The organism is Neobacillus canaveralius (genome assembly GCF_047237705.1).
GTDB classification, from domain to species: Bacteria; Bacillota; Bacilli; order Bacillales; family Cytobacillaceae; genus Neobacillus; species Neobacillus niacini_K.
On the sequence record NZ_JBDFLL010000001.1, the window covers coordinates 2390001 to 2406472 of the forward strand.

16 protein-coding genes and 2 rRNA genes (1 of these 18 only partly in view) are annotated in these 16472 nt (G+C 38.2%); 13 read left to right on the forward strand and 5 right to left on the reverse strand.

The genetic code is table 11. The annotated features are described in order from the left end of the window. The 4 genes from ABC255_RS12265 to map form a co-directional block, all read left to right on the forward strand. Positions 1-580 (forward strand): 23S ribosomal RNA (locus ABC255_RS12265) (it extends 2381 nt beyond the left edge of the window). 78 nt (positions 581-658) lie between these two features. Continuing rightward, positions 659-774, forward strand: a 5S ribosomal RNA gene (gene rrf, locus ABC255_RS12270). A 196-nt stretch (positions 775-970) separates the two neighbouring features. Next, a complete protein-coding gene (locus ABC255_RS12275) occupies positions 971-1813 on the forward strand; it encodes a pentapeptide repeat-containing protein (RefSeq protein ID WP_412998547.1) in 843 nt (280 codons plus the stop codon). Between the two features lie 122 nt (positions 1814-1935). Next, positions 1936-2679 carry a type I methionyl aminopeptidase gene (gene map, locus ABC255_RS12280; RefSeq protein WP_412993816.1) on the forward strand — a complete coding sequence of 248 codons (744 nt, stop codon included), beginning with the start codon at positions 1936-1938 and terminating at the stop codon, positions 2677-2679. 618 nt (positions 2680-3297) lie between these two features. Here map and ABC255_RS12285 read toward each other — a convergent pair. Further along, on the reverse strand, positions 3298-4275 hold the full coding sequence (locus ABC255_RS12285; protein WP_412993817.1) for a ring-cleaving dioxygenase: 978 nt from the start codon (positions 4273-4275) through the stop codon (positions 3298-3300). Between the two features lie 303 nt (positions 4276-4578). On the opposite strand from ABC255_RS12285, the gene ABC255_RS12290 reads away from it, so the two are divergent. The 9 genes from ABC255_RS12290 (at position 4579) to ABC255_RS12330 (ending at position 13464) form a co-directional block, all read left to right on the forward strand. Continuing rightward, positions 4579-5799 (forward strand): DUF438 domain-containing protein, encoded by a 1221-nt coding sequence (locus tag ABC255_RS12290; RefSeq protein ID WP_412993819.1) that lies wholly within the window; start codon positions 4579-4581, stop codon positions 5797-5799. A gap of 181 nt (positions 5800-5980) precedes the next feature. Then, positions 5981-6133, forward strand: a complete 153-nt coding sequence (locus tag ABC255_RS12295; RefSeq protein WP_179600964.1) for a YpzG family protein — start codon at positions 5981-5983, stop codon at positions 6131-6133. A 420-nt stretch (positions 6134-6553) separates the two neighbouring features. Next, positions 6554-7735 (forward strand): ABC transporter substrate-binding protein, encoded by a 1182-nt coding sequence (locus ABC255_RS12300; protein WP_412993821.1) that lies wholly within the window; start codon positions 6554-6556, stop codon positions 7733-7735. 85 nt (positions 7736-7820) lie between these two features. Continuing rightward, complete coding sequence (locus ABC255_RS12305; protein ID WP_179600960.1) at positions 7821-8699, forward strand: branched-chain amino acid ABC transporter permease; 879 nt, start codon at positions 7821-7823, stop codon at positions 8697-8699. A 13-nt stretch (positions 8700-8712) separates the two neighbouring features. After that, on the forward strand, positions 8713-9651 hold the full coding sequence (locus tag ABC255_RS12310; RefSeq protein ID WP_412993823.1) for a branched-chain amino acid ABC transporter permease: 939 nt from the start codon (positions 8713-8715) through the stop codon (positions 9649-9651). Position 9652: 1 nt separating this feature from the next. Beyond that, positions 9653-10435, forward strand: a complete 783-nt coding sequence (locus ABC255_RS12315; RefSeq protein ID WP_412993825.1) for an ABC transporter ATP-binding protein — start codon at positions 9653-9655, stop codon at positions 10433-10435. Beyond that, complete coding sequence (locus tag ABC255_RS12320; RefSeq protein ID WP_412998548.1) at positions 10428-11135, forward strand: ABC transporter ATP-binding protein; 708 nt, start codon at positions 10428-10430, stop codon at positions 11133-11135. Before ABC255_RS12315 ends, ABC255_RS12320 begins: the two co-directional genes overlap by 8 nt. A gap of 84 nt (positions 11136-11219) precedes the next feature. Beyond that, positions 11220-11903, forward strand: a complete 684-nt coding sequence (locus ABC255_RS12325; protein WP_412993826.1) for a BsuPI-related putative proteinase inhibitor — start codon at positions 11220-11222, stop codon at positions 11901-11903. Between the two features lie 85 nt (positions 11904-11988). Then, positions 11989-13464: a spore germination protein gene (locus tag ABC255_RS12330; RefSeq protein ID WP_412993828.1), complete on the forward strand. Its 1476-nt coding sequence runs from the start codon at positions 11989-11991 to the stop codon at positions 13462-13464. 43 nt (positions 13465-13507) lie between these two features. Here the strand turns inward: ABC255_RS12330 and ABC255_RS12335 are convergent, their stop codons facing one another. The 4 genes from ABC255_RS12335 to ABC255_RS12350 form a co-directional block, all read right to left on the reverse strand. Continuing rightward, positions 13508-13783, reverse strand: a complete 276-nt coding sequence (locus ABC255_RS12335; protein WP_179600951.1) for a YqhV family protein — start codon at positions 13781-13783, stop codon at positions 13508-13510. A 116-nt stretch (positions 13784-13899) separates the two neighbouring features. After that, positions 13900-14664, reverse strand: coding sequence for a sulfite exporter TauE/SafE family protein (locus ABC255_RS12340; protein WP_412993830.1), 765 nt, complete (start codon positions 14662-14664; stop codon positions 13900-13902). A gap of 125 nt (positions 14665-14789) precedes the next feature. Then, complete coding sequence (locus ABC255_RS12345; protein ID WP_412993832.1) at positions 14790-15077, reverse strand: hypothetical protein; 288 nt, start codon at positions 15075-15077, stop codon at positions 14790-14792. 30 nt (positions 15078-15107) lie between these two features. Further along, positions 15108-16358: an MFS transporter gene (locus tag ABC255_RS12350; protein ID WP_412993833.1), complete on the reverse strand. Its 1251-nt coding sequence runs from the start codon at positions 16356-16358 to the stop codon at positions 15108-15110. Between the last annotated feature and the right edge of the window lie 114 nt (positions 16359-16472).

The window sequence follows — 16472 nt, forward strand, 5'->3', positions numbered from 1 at the left end:
GAGTGTAAAGGCACAAGGGAGCTTGACTGCGAGACCTACAAGTCGAGCAGGGACGAAAGTCGGGCTTAGTGATCCGGTGGTTCCGCATGGAAGGGCCATCGCTCAACGGATAAAAGCTACCCCGGGGATAACAGGCTTATCTCCCCCAAGAGTCCACATCGACGGGGAGGTTTGGCACCTCGATGTCGGCTCATCGCATCCTGGGGCTGTAGTCGGTCCCAAGGGTTGGGCTGTTCGCCCATTAAAGCGGTACGCGAGCTGGGTTCAGAACGTCGTGAGACAGTTCGGTCCCTATCCGTCGTGGGCGCAGGAAATTTGAGAGGAGCTGTCCTTAGTACGAGAGGACCGGGATGGACGCACCGCTGGTGTACCAGTTGTCTTGCCAAAGGCATCGCTGGGTAGCTATGTGCGGACGGGATAAGTGCTGAAAGCATCTAAGCATGAAGCCCCCCTCAAGATGAGATTTCCCATAGCGTCAAGCTAGTAAGAACCCTGAAAGATGATCAGGTTGATAGGTCAGAGGTGGAAGCGTGGTAACATGTGGAGCTGACTGATACTAATCGTTCGAGGACTTAACCAATTTTTTAAAGGCAAACTCGTTTTTACAACTTCTTCTGAAATTATCTAGTTTTGAGGGAATGAAACCTCAACAAAATAGTCTGGCAGCAATGGCGAGAAGGTCACACCCGTTCCCATACCGAACACGGAAGTTAAGCTTCTCAGCGCCGATGGTAGTTGGGACTTTGTCCCTGTGAGAGTAGGACGTTGCCAGGCACAACGAAGAACAACTTGAAAAGGTTGTTCTTTTTGTTTGTCCTGAAGGGCAAACAAAACTTTATATATATAATAAGGAAGAAAGATACATTGATGAGGAAAAGACGTATTAATGTATTATGTGTTAAGATAATATCTAGTTGAGATTTTTAAAAAAGGATAATAGGCTAGTTTTTTAATAGAAGGAAGTGTGTTTATTTTGTCTAGTGCATTATTAGACGACAATATATTAAATAATTTACGTGCTGACTGTGAAAATTGCTTTGGTTTGTGCTGCGTGGCACTGCCTTATGCAAAATCAGCCGATTTTGCCTTTGATAAAGACGGTGGAACTCCATGTCGTAATCTACAATCCAATTATTTATGCGGCATACATAATGAACTTCGGAATAAAGGATTTCGTGGCTGTTCGGCTTATGAATGCTTTGGCGCTGGTCAAAAGGTATCCCAAATCACTTATAATGGTAAGGATTGGCGGGCAAACAAAGAAGTTGCTCAAGAGATGTTTGATGTTTATCCAATTATGCAGCAACTTCATGAAATGCTTTGGTATTTAAATGAAGCATTAACTATAGACGCTGCAAAATCAATCTATAAAGAATTGCATTATTGTCTTATAGAGACTGAAGAACTTACTGTCAAAAGTCCAGAATTCATTTTGAGCATAGATGTGACCGAGCATAGAGCTAAGGTAAACAAATTACTGATACATACAAGCGAATTGGTTCGTCCTCAAGTCACTAATAAGCAAAAAGATACACGGCGGGGAATGGATTATTTAGGGGCAAAGTTGCAGGGCGCTGATTTAAGGGGTGCAAATCTAAGAGGTGCCTTACTAATTGCCGCAGACCTTAGAAATACGGATCTAAGATGGAGTGATGTCATCGGCGCAGATTTTAGGGATGCGGATATCAGTGGAGCAAATCTTACTGGGAGTATTTTTCTTACTCAGGCTCAAGTCAATGCGGCTAAGGGAAACAAACATACTAAATTACCAGGTAAATTAGTAAGGCCAGCCCATTGGGTGCAAGAAGAATAACTTTTAGGATCATTACCTTCATAATAATAAGGAAACATACTTGAATTTTTACTAGTAGTAAGCCTAAAATATAAGAATGGAAAATTTACAACGATATTAAATTGATAAAGTAGGGAAAACACATGATTGCAAAAACAGAAGAAGATATTCAAGCACTGAAAGAAATCGGCAAAATCTGTGCTGAAATTAGAGATGAATTGGTACAAAGAACGGTACCTGGTATAACTACAAAAGAATTAGATGATATAGCTGGCCAGCTTTTCGAGAAGTCTGGTGCCATTTCAGCACCAAAGGGTGAATATGATTTTCCCGGCTACACATGCATAAGCGTCAATGAGGAAGTCGCCCATGGTATTCCTGGGAAGAGAGTCATTAAAGAAGGTGACATCGTAAATATTGATGTATCTGGTTCAAAGAATGGCTACTTCGCTGATACAGGTATTTCCTTCGTAGTAGGTGAAGGAGAGGAAGTCTTAACAAAAATTTGTGATGTGGCTAAATTGGCTTTTGAAGCTGGTCTTAAGAAAGCTAAACCTGGTTCAAAGAAAAGTGGACTTGGTAAAGCCGTCATCCAAACGGCGCGACAGCACGGATTAACAGTCATCATGAACCTAACAGGACACGGAATCGGACGAAGAATTCATGAAGCTCCAGACCATATTTATAATTATCATGATACGTGGGATGACGAACTTTTGAAGGAAGGCATGGTAATCGCATTCGAGCCTTTCATCTCAACCAAAGAAGAGGAAGTTTTTCAAGTTGAAGGTGACGACTGGACATATGTAACTGAAGAAAGTTTTGTTGCGCAGTACGAACATACCATCATCCTAACAAAAAATGGTCCAATCATTACAACGCTGTAGATAGTAATAATAAGTGCCAGCTGCCTTTTGTAGCTGGCACTTTTTCATATTTAGGGGATCATCTATTGATGTTTTGAAGCATAAGAAGTCTTCTCCTTAAATTGAGTAAGCAGTGATATTTAAAATAAGCGGAGAATTTCCGGTTAGACTGCAGAATAGGGATCAGTTCGGGTATATAAACGGAGGTTTTCCGTTTAAGCAAAGCAAAATTACCCATTTTCATGCTTTTCGTGTCAATAGTCGGAATTTTTCCGTCTATTTAAGGTAGTTTCAGTGCTATGTCCTAATTAAGAGAAATTTTTCCGCTTATTTACTAAACCATATGATTCCCTCATCTGGGTCCGTGAGGGTCCGCTCTTTATGGTTGAGGTGAGCAGAATATTGAAGAAGAGGATGCACCGTTATCAAATAATGAAAAAAAGTTGTTAAAGGGAACTGTTTTATAGTTATGAATTAGGTCTGGGTTAGTTCAACAGGCACCAAAAGTGGATATTAAAAATGGCTTAGTCTAGTGAACTAAGCCATTTTACTTTTAATTGCAGGCAGTACAAATTGGATTGCATTATCGGGTTTTACGACAGGTAACGTAACCCGTTACCCGAAGGATCCGCTCATTTTTTATTCCTTATTAAATTTAATCGTACTTCTTACAGTATTTATAGGACGAACAAGTCTTTCGATTTGATCACGTTTTGACTCGAAGAATGGGGGTAATGATAGTTTTTCACCAAGGGTTTCATATGGTTCGTCACCCATAAAACCAGGACCGTCAGTTGCAAATTCAAATAATATTTGAGGAGCCACTCTTGAGTAAAGTGAACCGAAAAAGTAGCGATCCACAAAGCCAGATGTTTGAAATCCAAAGCTCTGCATATTCTGATCCCATTCCTCTAATACGGAACGATCTTCAACCCGGAATGCTGCATGGTGAACCGTACCAAATCCTTGTCGTGCCTGTGGCAGGACCGCATTGTATTCCACCACTACTTGCGCGCCATTTCCTCCTTCACCTACTTCGAATAAGTGAAAGGCTCCTTCTTGAGCTATCTCTTTAAAGAGTAGTACCTTCTCCATCATTTCTTTAAAGTAATCAAAATTAGCTATGCGTACAAAAATAGGGCCTAATCCGGTAATCGCAAATTCCAATGGAATCGGGCCATTTTGCCAAGGTATGCCTGAGGCAACTCCCTCATTGTTTTCATCTGAAATCAATTGGTATTGTTGATCATCAAAATCAACAAACGATAAGGTTTTTTTATTAAATTGGTCCTTTATTCCAGTATGAGTTACGTTCAATCGTTCAAAACGCTCCACCCAATAATCGATTGCTGCGTCATTTGGTACACGGAAGGAAGTTTTTGAAATCTCATTTGTTCCATGTACACCTTTTGGTATTCCAGGAAAATCAAAAAAGGTCATATCTGTTCCTGGGCTACCTGTGTCGTCCGCAAAAAACAAGTGATAGGTTTGAATATCATCTTGATTGACTGTTTTTTTAACAAGACGCATACCTAATACATAAGTAAAAAATTCATAATTCTTCTCGGCACTGCTTGTTATCGCTGTTACATGGTGGATACCTTTTAAGTGGTTCAAATTTATTCCTCCAGTTAAGTGATGTTTAAATTTATTTTTCCCTGCGAAAGCCCAATACACTCCATAGGACAGGGTGATAATTGATATCTTGAAAACATTTATCTCTAATTCGAGATAAACATAACACGGATAAAAACTGCTGTCAATTTCTCTGCCATAATTTGTTCTTAAATTTATCACATTTACAAAGTTTTTTTCTGTACCAATGATGTTAATCACAATCAGACATTTTAAAAGGTGTTATTTTATGTATGAGAATAATTATTAATAGCATAAATAACCAAATTGCGAAGGAGAATTCCAATGAGTGAATTAATTAATAATCGTGAACAATTAACTAATAACCCAAATAAACGTCAAGCTATCTTAAAGCAAATTTTTAAAGATCTCCATGATGGAAAAAATGTTAATGAGGTAAAAGCACATTTTGATGCGTTTATTGGAAAAATTACAATTGAAGAAATTTCACAGCTTCAGCATGATTTTGGTGACCTATCAGTAGAAGAAATGCATCGTTTACATGCAAAACACACAGAAATTTTTAAAGGAGCAATTGAAGACGTAGAAAAAACTAACAAGCCAGAGGAACAACCTGGCCACCCAGTACACACTTTTATATTAGAAAATAAAGAATTAGATAAATTGGTAAATACTCAACTTCAAGTTCATTTAGATCAGTTTGAGTTTGAAGATAACCAAGAAAATGTACTTCTCCTTTTAGAAGACATCAATTTACTACTTGATATTGATAAGCACTATAGTCGGAAAGAGAATTTAATATTCCCTTATTTAGAAACGTACGGCATTTATGGACCAACAAACAACATGTGGCGGATTAACGATTTTATCCGTGACGCCATTAAAGACGCAAGGAAAAAATTAGCCTCTTATAATGGGGAGAAACAGGCTGTTATCGAAGGAATTAAATTTGTCATTCAAGAAGTTATTACCATGATTTACAGAGAAGAAAATATTCTTTTCCCGATGGCATTGAACAATTTTACCGAAGATGAATGGGTGAAAATTGCACGAGAGAGTGACGAAATTGGTTATTGCTTAATTGCACCAACGGAGGTCTGGAAGCCTGAAAGACATGGATTGGATGAAAAAGCAATTTCCGAAGGGTACATTAAAATGGAAACAGGAATATTATCTTTAAAACAGTTGGAGCTGCTGTTAAATCATTTACCTGTAGATCTCACGTTCATTGATCAGGATGATGTGGTAAGATACTTCTCTCATGGTAAAGAAAGAATTTTTGCCCGTACAAAGGCAGTTATTGGTCGTACAGTTCAAAACTGTCATCCGCCAAGAAGTGTACATGTGGTGGAGGAACTTTTAGCTGACTTTAAAGCAGGGAGAAAGGATACAGAAGATTTCTGGATTAAGTTTCGTGATAAATATGTATACATTCGTTATTTTGCTATTAGGGATGAAAGTGGTAAATACATGGGAACACTTGAATTTACGCAAAATATTGATCCTATCAAAGCCATCGAAGGGGAAAAAAGGATTATGTCATAATAATGACGCGTGGGTACCTCCACGATTTCTTATGTTAGATTTTTTGATATTCATTAAACAAAACGCGGATTTGCTTTAAATGATGTGTATTTTTATATAGCCAAAATCAAATACTATAAGTGATATTCCTGTAATATCGCATTTCAGAGTATCCCTATACTAACTATTGAGGTGATTCATTGTGAGTACTCAAGATCATTTGGATCCACATTCTCAAAAGTTCTTTAATAATTGGACAAGGCCTAAGCGTGCTAGTTCTCAGGTAAACGGACATACAAAAATTTCTCAACACAACATTATCACGAGATCAAATGCAAAGGCACATAGGTGGTAAAGGATACATCTGAGTAAAAAGAAAGAAGACGAAATCAGTCTTCTTTCTTTTTGTAAAATAATGTTTGTTGACGTATGGGGAATTTCGAATCCAAGCATATATTAAAAAAATATATCATCATTAAATACATAAATTGGAATAATATTTAAATTGGCTTTTATATAAATCGGAAAAAAAGCAATTCGGAAAAATCGTTAATTCTCTATGAAAAAAGCCTTATAACTACAAGAAAGCGCTTCAATTTTTATAAAAAATAAAAAGTTCTGAAATATTGAAATAATATACTAGACTAATAATGAAAAAAGTACTACAATAACTTATGTTAATTAATTTATCCTATAAACAAATCTCATGGGGTCAAGAAAGATACTAATTTACGATTCTTAGTATCTGAAAATTCAATCAAAGGGGGAAAACACCATGAATAAGAAATTAGCTAGTGTGTTTATGGCTTCTACCATCTTTGCTGGCGTATTAGCAGGATGTGCAGGAGGAGCGAAAGAAGGTTCAGGAGGCAGTAATTCAGATACCATTAAATTGGGTATTAACTTAGAGCTTTCCGGAAATGTTGCGTCATATGGTGAATCAATGTCAAAAGGAATTGAAATGGCTGTTGATGAAATCAATAAAAATGGCGGAGTAGATGGCAAAAAATTCGAGGTTGTAAAAGTAGATAATAAATCAGAAGCAGCAGAGGCTACAAACGGTATTATTAAGTTAACAAGCCAAGACAAGGTAACAGCTGTTATTGGGGCAGCAACAAGCGGTAATACAGTTGCTCAGGCTCAGATTGCGAACGATACGAAAACTGTTCTAATCGCACCAGGTGGTACAAGCCCAACAGTTACTGTAGATGAAAAAGGGAAAGTAAGACCATTCGTTTTCCGTACTTCTTTTATTGATCCATTCCAAGGAACTGTGGCTGCGAATTTTGCATTAGATACGCTAAAAATCAAAGATGCAGCGATTTTCGCTGACAACTCAAGTGATTATGCTAAAGGGTTATCTGACGCTTTCAAAGAAACATTTGAAGCAGCAGGTGGAAAGATTGTTGCGGAAGAAGCTTATGTAGCAAAGGATACAGATTTCCGTGCAACATTAACACGAATCAAGGCAAAAAATCCTTCATTCATCTTTATCCCAGGATATTATGAAGAAGTTGGCTTAATTGTTAAGCAAGCGCGTGAATTAGGAATCGATGTTCCATTAGTCGGTGCTGATGGCTGGGATTCACCAAAGTTAGTTGATTTGGCTGGAGCAGAAGCATTAAATAATACCTACCTAATAAACCATTATTCATCTGAAGATCCAGATGAAAAAGTGCAAAACTTTGTAACAGCATTTAAAGAACAGAACAAAGGCGAAGCACCTAATGCCTTTAATGCACTTGGCTATGACACGGTTTACTTTTTAGCAGATGCGGTTAAGCGTGCAGGCAGCACTGATTCTAGCAAGATTCAGGCAGAATTAGCGAAAACTAAAGATTTAAGCCTTGTTACTGGAGTAGTAACAATTGATGAAAATCATCATCCAATCAAAACAGCAACAATTTTAGAATATGTAGATGGTAAACAAGTGTTTAACACAAAAGTAAATCCTTAAAAGTACTATTTTAGTAAAATGGAAGGATAATCCTTCCATTTTACTTTTTTAAAGGTTAAATCTGGAATAAATAGGAGTGAGAACAATGGAGTGGTTACAACAATTGATAAACGGAATATCACTCGGTAGCATCTATGCCTTAATCGCATTAGGCTATACCATGGTTTATGGAATCATAAAATTAATTAACTTCGCCCATGGTGATGTTTTTATGGTAGGTGCGTTCGTCGGGTTTTATGCGATTAAGGGATGGGGTCTAGGCTTCTTTCCAGCATTATTATTCTCAATGGCATTTTGTGCAGTATTTGGAGTATTGATTGAAAGAATAGCCTATAAACGTCTTAGAAATGCGACTAGAATTGCGGCTTTAATAACAGCAATCGGAATGTCGCTATTAATAGAATATGGAGTAATTTACGCTCGTGGAGCACAGCCAGAGGCGTATCCTGATAATGTGTTACCAAGCACAAGCTTTAACCTTTTCGGAGCTCAAATTAGCTCACAGTCCCTTTTTATCCTAAGCGTGTCTGTCGGCTTAATGATTATATTACAATTTATCGTTCACCGTACGAAGATCGGTAAAGCGATGCGTGCCGTTTCACATGATATGGATGCTGCACGTTTAATGGGGATTAACGTAGACAGGACCATCTCCTATACCTTTGCAATTGGTTCTGCATTAGCAGGGGCAGCTGGTGTTATCTTTGGTGTTTATTATACAAAGATTGAACCACTGATGGGGATTATCCCTGGTTTAAAGGCCTTCGTTGCGGCGGTTTTAGGTGGAATCGGAATTATCCCAGGAGCTATGGTTGGTGGTCTTATCCTAGGAGTTGTGGAATCAGTGGTAAGTGCAATGGGATTCTCGCTATGGAGAGACGCTGCAGCATTTATTATCTTAATCCTGATTCTTATTTTTAGGCCTTCAGGCATCTTTGGAAAAAATACAAGAGAGAAAGTGTAGGTGAGATAGACAGATGAAAAAGGTAAGTAAATTCTGGCTATTTCTCATTTTAGCAGTACTGGTTTATGGAATTGGCCAAGGATTGATTCAAACAGGTATATTAAATGCATTTTATAGCAACATGCTGATTTTAATGATTATTAACATCGTTTTAGCGGTAAGTCTACACTTGGTTATTGGGATTACCGGACAATTTTCGATTGGGCATGCGGGATTCCTAGCAGTAGGAGCGTATGTTTCAGCGATCATTACCATGAAATTTGAACTGCCTTTCGTTCTAGCCATTATTATTGGCGGAATTGTTGCGGCTTTAGCTGGCCTTCTTGTTGGTATTCCTACTTTAAGACTTCGAGGAGATTATCTGGCTATTGCTACTTTAGGATTTGGTGAAATTATCAGAATTGTGTTTTTAAATATTGAGTATGTTGGCGGCGCTGCAGGAATGATGGTTTCCAATATGACGACTTGGACAAGCGCATTTGTGTGTCTTGTTATTACCATTCTTGTTATATCCAATTTTACGAATTCACGGCATGGAAGAGCGTGTATAGCCATTAGGGAAAATGAAATTGCGGCAGACGCAATGGGGATTAATACAACTTTTTATAAAGTGGCGGCATTTGCCATTGGTTCCTTTTTCGCAGGCATTGCCGGTGGTTTATTTTCGCATAACTTTTACATTATCCAGCCAACAAACTTTGGTTTCTTAAAATCCTTTGACATATTAATCTTTGTGGTTTTAGGCGGACTTGGTAGTATGTCTGGTTCCGTGATTGCTGCGATCCTTTTAACAATTATTTCAACGTACTTACAGCAATATCCTGAGACTCGGATGATTATTTACAGTATTGTATTGGTTGTTGTCATGCTCTATCGTCCACAGGGCTTAATGGGTACCCGTGAAATTACCGATTTCTTTGGTAAAAAGAAAAGTGTGAAAGGAGGAAATTAACGTGGGCGCTTTACTACAGGTTAAAAATGCCGGTATTCAATTTGGCGGGCTTAAGGCGGTTTCAGGCTTTAATATGGAGCTGGGTCAAGGTGAATTGGTCGGTTTGATTGGTCCAAATGGTGCCGGGAAAACAACGAGCTTTAATTTACTTACTGGTGTATATGTCCCAACAGAGGGTGACATTTTGTTTGATGGAAAAAGACTAAATGGTCTTGCTCCATACCAAGTAACACGAAATGGAATCAGCCGTACGTTTCAGAATATCCGACTATTTAATGAATTATCTGTATTAGATAATGTTAAAGTGGCTTATCATTCTTTAGCGAAGCATTCCATTTTAAGTTCCATCTTTCGCCTTCCTTCCCATTTCTCCGAAGAAAAGGTGATGGAGGAAAAGTCGCTGGAATTTTTAAAGATTTTTCAATTGGACCGTTTTAAAGATGAAAAAGCAAAGAACTTACCATATGGTCAGCAAAGAAGATTAGAAATAGCCAGAGCATTGGCTGCCAGTCCGAAATTATTGCTGCTTGATGAGCCAGCTGCTGGTATGAATCCTCAGGAAACACATGAGTTGATGGAATTAATTGCTTTTATCCGAAAACAATTTGATTTAACCATTCTGCTAATTGAACATGATATGGCGCTTGTTATGGGGATTTGTGAAAGAATCTATGTTTTAGACCATGGGCAGCTGATTGCAGCTGGAACTCCTGATGAAATTCGTAATCATCCAAAAGTAATCGAGGCATATTTAGGAGAGGAGGTTCCGAGTGACCATGCTTAAAGTAAATGGAATTAATGTATTTTATGGTAATATTCATGCCCTTAAAGGAGTTTCATTAGAAATCAATGAAGGGGAAATTGTTACCCTAATTGGTGCAAATGGAGCAGGGAAAAGTACTCTTCTTAAGACATTATCCGGACTGCTTAAGCCGAAGTCTGGGACAATTGAATACTTAGGCAGCTCCATTTCAGGAAAGGCTCCTCAGTCGATTGTGAAGTCCGGTATTTCACATGTGCCAGAAGGGCGCCGTGTATTTGCCAATATGAGTGTCGAGGAAAACCTGGAACTAGGTGCCTATTTACGAAAAGATTCGAAGGAAATCAAGAAAGATATTCAAAACGTTTATGAGCTTTTCCCAAGACTGGAAGAACGTCGAAAGCAGTTATCGGGAACCCTTTCTGGGGGAGAACAGCAAATGCTTGCGATGGGAAGAGCGATTATGGCTAAACCGAAGCTGCTTTTACTTGATGAGCCTTCAATGGGATTGGCCCCGTTAATGGTAAAAACGATCTTCCAAATTATCGAGAAAATCAATCAGGATGGCACAACCATCCTTCTAGTTGAACAAAATGCGAATATGGCACTATCGGTTGCTGACCGTGCCTATGTAATCGAAACAGGCAGAGTTGAAATTTCCGGAACAGCAGCAGAATTACAAGCAAGTGAAGAAATCAAAAAAGCCTACCTTGGTGGTCTTTAGGATTTAAAAATCTTTCTATAAAGATGTAACTCTATCCTCCTTTTAATCGACTATTAAAGTAATTCGATTAAAAGGAGTTTTTTTATGCCATTTAATAAGATGATAATCGTTTTACTAGTTGGACTATTAAGTGCTTGCGGTACTGGAAATCAAATAAACGCGAATAATGGGGTTATGAAGAAAGAGGTCGCAGCGGAGAACCCAATGCAAAATGAGATCGCAGCAAAAGTTCATCCATCGATTGAAATGATGGAAGAAAACAATTCTACGATTATTAATTACAAAGTGAAAAATATATCTGGGGGACCTATAAAACTATCGTTTACAAGCGGGTTACAGGCGGATTATATCGTCTATGATGAGAAAGGAAAAAAAGTTAAACAGTATTCTGATGAAGTCATGTCAACACAGGCCATCACTGAGATGACGTTTGACAATAATCAAGAAATTCAAAACTCGTTTACCATTTCTGACCTTTATAATGGAACCTATAAAATTGAAGTTTTTTTAACAGCAGAAGAGGAGCAAGCTAAGGTTGTAATGGATTTATTGGTTGAAAAATCATTATTTACAAAAGCTTCAGGCGTGTTCACAGGTCAAATCGATCCCCATTCCTTTGAGGTTGATATCAAGGGAGAAAAGGTCGCCTTCCAGTTAAAAGAGGAAGCGATACAGCAAATGTCATCTCTAAAAGATGGCAGTGAAATTTGGTTCGTTTATACAGAAAATGAAATACAAAAGACAATTGAAAAGTTTTTACTAGAATAAATACTTGTAAAAACACGAAATGTTAGTATATATCACCCAGGCTTGCTGCAAAATATCAATATGAAAATTTTAGGAGTTGGCAGGCTTGGGTAAAAAAGGAACGCAAATTCCGGTAAAAGAAAAGTTTGAAGATAATATTGAGTATTTAATCAAAGAATTACGGATAGGGAAAAACTTTGATGTCATTCACCGGCCTCTGGAGTATGTTGGACTGAAGTTTGGGATGTTCCAGGTTGATGGTTTCGCTACAGCCAATATCCTGCTGTTAATTATGAAGGAAATTGAGAAGCGCAAACCAGAGGATTTTGAAAACAATCCAATCGACAAGCTTTTTAAAACCTTTATTCCTCATGTGGAGGTTAATACGTCAGAGGATTTAGAAGAAGCAATTGCCCAAGTACTTGCAGGTCAAACTGCAATAGTTGTGGAAGGCTGTAAGCAAGTTATTCTGATTGATGCACGTGAATATCCGATTCGTTCTCCTCAAGAGCCTGATATTGAACGTGTTGTACGTGGTCCGCGCGATGGTTTTGTTGAAACAATTGTTTTTAATTTAGCCTTGATTCGAAGGCGTGTGCGTGACCGGTCTCTCGTCATGGAATATGTGCAGGTTGGTGAGCGGTCAAAGACGGATATTGCGTTAGTATACATTGATAGCATTGTTGATGTTAATCATGTAAATATGTTACGAGATAAGCTTGAAAGTATCTCTGTTGATGGAATATCGATGGGTGAAAAAACAATTGAAGAATTTGTCTTTGGCCGAAATTATAATCCATATCCTATGGTCCGTTATACGGAAAGATCAGATACAAGTGCGGTTCACTTAATGGAAGGCCATGTCCTGATTGTTGTGGATGGATCACCGAGTGTGATGATTTGTCCGTCTACCTATTGGCACCATTTACAGCATGCAGAGGAATACCGCCAAAAGCCAATCGTAGGTGTCTTCTTAAGGTGGGCCCGATTTATTGCGGTGCTGGCATCCTTATTCCTCTTACCGTTTTGGTATACCTATGCTACCAATGAGCAGCTGCTGTCTGACCGGTGGAAGTTTATTGGTGTGAAAGACTCTGGCGAAATTGGATTGATATGGCAATTTCTTATTGCAGAAATTGGGATAGAAATACTGCGAATGGCAGCCATTCATACTCCTAACGCCCTTGCAACGGCACTCGGTATCGTTTCTGCGATTATTATTGGAGATGTGGCCGTACAGGTGGGGATCTTTACTCATGAGGTAGTCCTTTATGTAGCGGTTGCAGCAATCGGAACTTTCGCCACACCAAGCTATGAATTGAGTCTAGCAAACCGATTGTTTCGTGTTTTCTTTTTAATCATGGTCGCTTTATTTAAAGTACCAGGTCTAGCAATCGGAATTACATTGTGGATTATTATGCTAGCAAGAACAAAGAGTATGAATACTCCTTATTTATATCCATTCATTCCATTTAATCCGCAGGACTTCCGGATCATGCTTGCTCGCACACCAATCCCGCTAAAAAATACACGGGCAAGAATACTGAATCCACAAGATGCTACTAGACAAGCACATAAATAAGCCTATCATTAGTCGATGATAGGCTTTCTTTTTATGTAGTTTTTCATGAGGACTTTACCCCTATAAAGATAAAACTAACTCCAAGAGCAATCCAGACGAATTTCATGATTGATATTTTCTCGACTAATCCTATTAACCCAATAGAGGTTGTTAAAACTAAAATAACCGGACCGATGAGTGCAAGTGAAGAGTTAACCATCAGTGCTTTTTCCACAGTATTAAATTTAATCATAAGGATAGCTGCAAATATTTCAATGCTACCAGATATTAATCGTAAAAAAGCCATCCCAAGTACTACTTTTTCAATAATGATAAACATAATGACCTCCTGCAATTACCATCTCTACCATAAGTATATGATTGGTTGTTCTGGAGAAGGACAGGTTTTTCATTTTCTATTTATAATAGAAAAAAACACGGTGTGTACCGTGTTTTTTAAATCAGTTTAACACCACTAATCAAAATCATGATGGCCATAATCGTTCTTAATGGTTTAGCTGGGAATTTTGAGGATAAATTACTTCCAATCAATACACCTGGTATGGATCCCATTAGCAAGTTCATGACTAATAAATAATCAACATTGCCAATCCCAGCATGCATAAATCCAGCAGCGGTAACCAGTAAAAATGCATGGGCAATATCAGTTCCGACGAGCTCTGAAGGACTCATTCTGTATAGATAAAGCATTGCCAAGGCAAACAAAGAACCCGAACCAATAGAAGTCAACCCAACAATAAAGCCCAAGATAACCCCAATGCCAATTGTTAAACCTCGCTTCTCGTGAAGCGGCTTCTTTTGGATAGGATTTTCCTTTAATTTCCCTTTAGCAAACGTTTTAATTAAGGTAGTCAATGCCACTAAAATTAAAACGTAACCTAAAGCATGCTTAATTACTTGTTCTTGGTTATGAAAAAATGAGTCAAACAGATGGAGAATTCCGACTGCACAAATTGCACTTGGAATACTGCCAATAGCTAGATATTTCACCAACGTAAGATTGATCGTCTTTTGTCTCCAATGTTGAAAGGAACCAAAAAGCTTGGTGATAGAATTATAAACCAAGTCTGTTCCCACTGCTATGGAAGGACTAATCCCTAATAATATTAATATTGGTGTTAACAATGCTGCACCGCCAACACCGGTCAAACCAACCATAAATCCAATTAATAGCCCCATTAGAATAATTCCAATACTCATTAGGCCACACACTCCATATTTGTCTAACTTGCTTACCAATAAGTTATGAAGTGGTTAAATGCCATGTTACTACTGCCTAGACCCAAATTAAAAGAGAACGGTTAATACCGTCCCCTAATTTTTTCTTATTCTTCTTCTTGCTCTTCTTCTTTTAGCTTAATTTTTTTACAGCCGACATACAAACAGGATAGAATATCAAGCCCTGGTTTAGCTTTAGCTAAACCTTTTATATAGGGAGTGACCAAGTCTTTAAAATCTGATCCCACTTCTTCATCTTCTAAAATCCCGTAAACATACAGCTTCTTTTCATCAAATAAAAAGGCAACATTTCCTACACCCTTATTTTTGGAATTTACGACATTTAAGACTTGGTATTCAGGTGTAATAACTTCAGGTGAAAAATAAATTTGCAAGTAAATCTTCTCCTTTATATCCTACATGTCTTAAGTGAATTGCAATTTTTCAAATAATGTGTCACTTTCACTTTCTTCCGATGGCTTGGTTTTCGCTACGTGAATCAGTACCATACAAAGCAGGGCACAAAATAAAGTTAAACCAGCAGTGACTAAAAACATACCAGACCTCGACCATGCCATTAGGGAGCCGAATACAGGGGGACCAATGGCTACCCCTAAGAATCGCACAGAACCGTATAAGGAAGTCACAAAACCCCTTCGGTCTGTTGGAACAGATCCTGTGATAAAACTATTGATACATGGGAGAACAAGTCCTGTTCCAATACTGCTTACAGATAGGACAGCGAAAAAAGGCACTAATTTTTTAAAGAAAATCAGTGATGCAAATGAAGTGGTCATGAGCAATAATCCTATTATGATTAATGTCTTCATTAGCTTCATCTTTTTACCAATTTTACTTCCGGTTATATAGGAGGTGGTGGTCATGACAAGCAGCGGAATTGCTAATATCAAGCCTTTCATGACACCATCAATTTTATAATCCTTTTCCAAGATGTCTGAAATGTAAAATAAAATCCCAAAAAGTGTAAATAGACAGGTAGCACCCGTTACATAGGCAGCGAATAACCAGCGTCCTTCGGTTTTAAAAACAGATACAAGACCCTTCACATATTTACCAACTGGCGGGGGTTCCTTTTTAGTTTTCTTTTCTTTAATGAAAAAGATGGTTAATAACAAGGACATAAGGCAGAAAATCGGAAAGGCGAAAAACGCTGCATACCAAAAGATTAAGGCTAAAAGCGAACCGATAATAGGGCTGATAACCTTTCCAAACCCATTGGACGCTTCTACCAATCCCAAGACTTTACTCTGTTGTCCCCCTTTAAATAAATCTCCTGTTAACGCCATGGCAATAGGAGCTGTACCTGCAGCACCCATGCCTTGCATAATCCTTCCTGCTAAAATCCAGGTATAGGAATTGTCAAACCAGGCAGCAGCCGCACCGGCTAGAAGACCTCCACTTCCATATAGGATTAGAGATGGAATAATGATGGCCTTGCGAGAAAATCTATCGGATAGGTAACCTAAAACAGGGATCGAAATAGCAGCTGCAATCGAAAATGCAGAAATGATTAAACTAACTTGAAATTGAGATATATCTAGTTCTGACTTCATCTTAGGTAGCACTGGTATAAGCATTGAGTTTCCTAAGACCAAAATAAGCGGAATGGAACCAATTGCAAATATCGTCAAGCCATTATGTTTTTGCTTTGACAAGGATGTACACCCCTAACTGTGAGAATAGCCTTTTTATTGTTTCAAGTGAATGCCGAGTTTATGCAAGACAATAGCCTAATTTCTCCATTTCAAGCCTAATATCTACACATTCAC

Coding starts and splice junctions, on each gene's coding strand:
- map (WP_412993816.1), top strand. CDS start 1,936: ATGATTGCAAAAACAGAAGAAGATATTCAAGCACTGAAAGAAATCGGC.
- ABC255_RS12290 (WP_412993819.1), top strand. CDS start 4,579: ATGAGTGAATTAATTAATAATCGTGAACAATTAACTAATAACCCAAAT.
- ABC255_RS12300 (WP_412993821.1), top strand. CDS start 6,554: ATGAATAAGAAATTAGCTAGTGTGTTTATGGCTTCTACCATCTTTGCT.
- ABC255_RS12305 (WP_179600960.1), top strand. CDS start 7,821: ATGGAGTGGTTACAACAATTGATAAACGGAATATCACTCGGTAGCATC.
- ABC255_RS12310 (WP_412993823.1), top strand. CDS start 8,713: ATGAAAAAGGTAAGTAAATTCTGGCTATTTCTCATTTTAGCAGTACTG.
- ABC255_RS12320 (WP_412998548.1), top strand. CDS start 10,428: ATGCTTAAAGTAAATGGAATTAATGTATTTTATGGTAATATTCATGCC.
- ABC255_RS12325 (WP_412993826.1), top strand. CDS start 11,220: ATGCCATTTAATAAGATGATAATCGTTTTACTAGTTGGACTATTAAGT.
- ABC255_RS12335 (WP_179600951.1), bottom strand. CDS start 13,783: ATGTTTATCATTATTGAAAAAGTAGTACTTGGGATGGCTTTTTTACGA.
- ABC255_RS12340 (WP_412993830.1), bottom strand. CDS start 14,664: ATGAGTATTGGAATTATTCTAATGGGGCTATTAATTGGATTTATGGTT.